General features: G+C 32.3%; 2 protein-coding genes. Both read right to left on the bottom strand.

Annotated elements, in window-relative coordinates; all coding sequences use genetic code 11:
* Nucleotides 1-12: 12 nt before the first annotated feature.
* Nucleotides 13-3,198, bottom strand: coding sequence for an RHS repeat domain-containing protein (locus ACKTTC_RS12770; RefSeq protein WP_408040227.1), 3,186 nt, complete (start codon nt 3,196-3,198; stop codon nt 13-15).
* Nucleotides 3,199-3,213: 15 nt separating this feature from the next.
* A partial coding sequence (locus ACKTTC_RS12765) for a hypothetical protein (protein WP_408040226.1) occupies nt 3,214-3,415 on the bottom strand: 202 nt, incomplete at its 5' end.

Below are 3,415 nucleotides of genomic sequence, written 5' to 3'. Positions count from 1 at the left end.
TTCCATAGCTAATTAGTTTTTATAATGATATTTATTTTCTTTTAAAATTTTTCCCTGAGCATCTTTGACAACCTCTAATCGATTGAACTGGTCATACCCATAATACATAGTCTCACCTCTAGGGTCTGTTATACTAGTTCTGCCTATTAATGGATCATAAGTAAAAGTAGTAACTTGTGCACCTACAAAGGCATCTCTTATAGCTGTTAAACGGTCACGTAAAGTAGTTTCTGTAGCCTGATCAGTGTCTAAGTTTGATGCAGCTATTGCGGCATTGATTACTGATAATTGTGAAGTGCTAATTGACTCATAGCCTTCTATTTTTGCAATGGGTTGCGCACCATGATACCCCCAAACATAATATATCTTTGTACCATTTGTTTTACTTATTTCTTTTGGATTTGCTGAACTACTATCGTAACTATGATAAGTAACTCGATCTTGCAAACTAGCATCTCCTTTACTTGTTTGTACTATTTCAGGTTGATATATCCCATTCCCAAAATCTTTATAAATGGTGTTTTGTGTCGCTAATTTAGTTGTGTTATTTCCAACTTTTTTAGAGGTTTCTACACGTAAAGGCTCTGCAATACGAAACTTATTTTTTAATGCTGTATTATTCATTTCGTGCGCATACTTGGTCGTAGTAATCATTGTTTCTCCTTTACTATTAGTTATAAACTGTCTTGTAGGTAGTCGATGTGCTGAGTTATCATAAAAACTTTCTGAAACAGTTACAATATTCCCTGTGCTATTATGTACGGTTGAAGTTGTCTTCTTAGGAGCAAACCAACGGATTATTTTCTGTCTAGGAATTGTAGTGCAATTAACAGGAGCATAGACATGCGCTTTATAACAAACGATTTTATCCAATGGCATATTTACATCTGTAGCTAAAAAATGATGTTCGTAGACTTCTGAGTTAACTTTTCCATCGGCGCTATTAAAACTTTCTTTTTTCCATAGAATTCCATTAGCATAATCTTCTAAAAGATAATCTTGATATACTGCTCCTGAAGCAAGTGCTATTTTTGTTCCTGTGATATTTAAACCATAGTTTTTATAGTAATATCTATTTTTAAAAGAAGTACCATTTCCTTCAAAAACCTCTTCTACATTCTCATACAAAACAGGAGCGTTTCTACTATAAGCAATATTTTGCATAGTACTAGAGCTTAATTTCATGAAGTTTTGACTAATTACTGTATAACTCGCTCCACCTTGTAAAGGCTGTACAATAGTTATTTCATCATTATAACTACTTTGTCTACCAAAAACATGACCACTTGTTAATGCTGCATTAGAAAAGTCTGAATAGTTATAACTCTTTTTAATAGGCAATAGATTATCGCTATCGTAATTACTGATACTTTTAACACGTAATCCTCCAAAGTATTTATTAATTATAGGTGCAGTAGATGTTGTTTCATATCCTCCACGAACTGTTACAGTTAAAACATAAGAACTAGCATTGTATATTTTTACACGTACAGTATAATTTCCTTGTGGAAGATTGAGTATAAAATCATCATTGGAAATGTTTTCTCCTTGCTGTTGTAATACATATTGCTTGACTACCTCATTACTACTATTTATAAGTTCGACTACGGGCTTTACATAAGTAATTGGAAAAGCACCATCAAAATTATAAACAGTGATACTATTAAAAGAGAATACACCTGTATCTATTGTAAATGGATCAGAAGTAAAAGTATGCCATCCTGAATTACTATTCAAAGGGGCTGCTTGATATGTGAAGCTTTCATAATTAATCTCTTCTGTTCCTCCTGACAACCCATAATTTGGCTCATACACAAAACTAGTCCATCCTTTGGTGGGGTAAATTACTTTGGTAAGATTTCCTGTATTGATTCGATCTGTATTAAGTTCTCTATCTGCACCGTTGTAATTTGTATATATAAAACCTCCTGCTGCCTCTCCATATAAACGATATAATCCACTAGGAATTAGTTTAGTGTTAGCTCTTGCGTTAAAATATCCAAAATGATCTATCTGGAAGCTACCTTTAGAAGGGAATAAATCTTTGTTTTCATATTCAAAAGTTCTATAATTTTCTATTTCATTTGTTTTAGAAACTTTATCTATACTTGTTAAAAACATTCGTTGATTACCATTGAAATCATATAGGAAATTATATTTTTCAACTTGATTGCCTGTAGTAACATCCCCAGTAGCATCAATATCAGTATACACGGTAATCGTACTTAATTTTTTACCATCATTCACATTGTTTTTAGCAGTATAACCGTACTGTATTTCTATGTTTTTAAAAGTGATACTACTTACTAATTTTAAATTGTAGGTATTGGTAGTATATACTGTTTGTACTCCCGATGTAGGAGCATTAAGATTAGGAATTAGAGGTTCTTGTAATATTTCACTTTGAGTAGCGACATAATTTTCACTATACGAATCATCGGTATAAGTATAAGTAACTTGCCCTGCATTATTAGGAAGAGTAATACTGCTGAGTTTCCATGAAGATGTATAATTTACAGTAGGACATGGATTAAGTACACCACCTCCACTTACTTGACTTACATTTGCTTCTTTTACTGTAAATAAATATTCTGCCCCTGAGGTATCTGTAATTTTAAAACCTGAGTTTAAAGTATAATCATTAAAAAAATCTACTTTCATGCCTTTACTATCTGGAGTAAAAACTATTTGGCGTTGGTTGTCAAATATAAATGAAGCTGATTGTCCTGTAGGCAAGGATACTGAAAACTCATCTGGTTCTAAATCAGAACATCCTTGTTCAATATAGGCTTTGTGAAGTTCACTAGGGTTGTCATAATCTGTTATATTTTGAGAAGTATAAAGCCAACCAGAAATAGGGTTTGCTGTATTTTCATCAGGTCTTCCTTTTACTGTACGGTTAACACTTCCACTTCCATTAACAAAAGTCCATTTTAGCCCTGTAAGTCCATCAGGATCATTAACTCTAACCCCAGATGAATGATACGATAAACTAATAGGTAGTTGTAAATTCCCTGCTTTTAAACTATAAAGTGGAACTCCTACACTTGTCACCCCTGTATTAAAACTTACAGGTATATTTCCATATTCAATCATTTTTCGTGCTTCTGGAGCAGGTTGAATAATCTTTGGTAGCTCTTGACCATAGGACGTAGCTATCCATAGCATGGAGAACATGCCATATAATATTTTTTTCATAAATAAAGTTAAATTTTAGTAGTTCGTACTGTGATTGATGTTTAATCCAAACACATCATAGTGTTGATTCGCTTTTAAATAAAATTCATTTTGTTGCTTATCGAAATCTAGAAGGATTTCTTTTTCTTGTGTTTTTAGTCCCCAATATAGTAATGTGAGACTAGCAATATTCAATTGCTTTTTCATATCTATAGTTAATTTTAATTTTACAGTTTTA

Origin of the sequence: Tenacibaculum amylolyticum, assembly GCF_964511145.1 — a bacterium.
Classification (GTDB): domain Bacteria; phylum Bacteroidota; class Bacteroidia; order Flavobacteriales; family Flavobacteriaceae; genus Polaribacter; species Polaribacter amylolyticum.
Note: the sequence above shows the minus strand (reverse complement) of the source record. Positions and strands in the feature narration are given on the sequence as shown.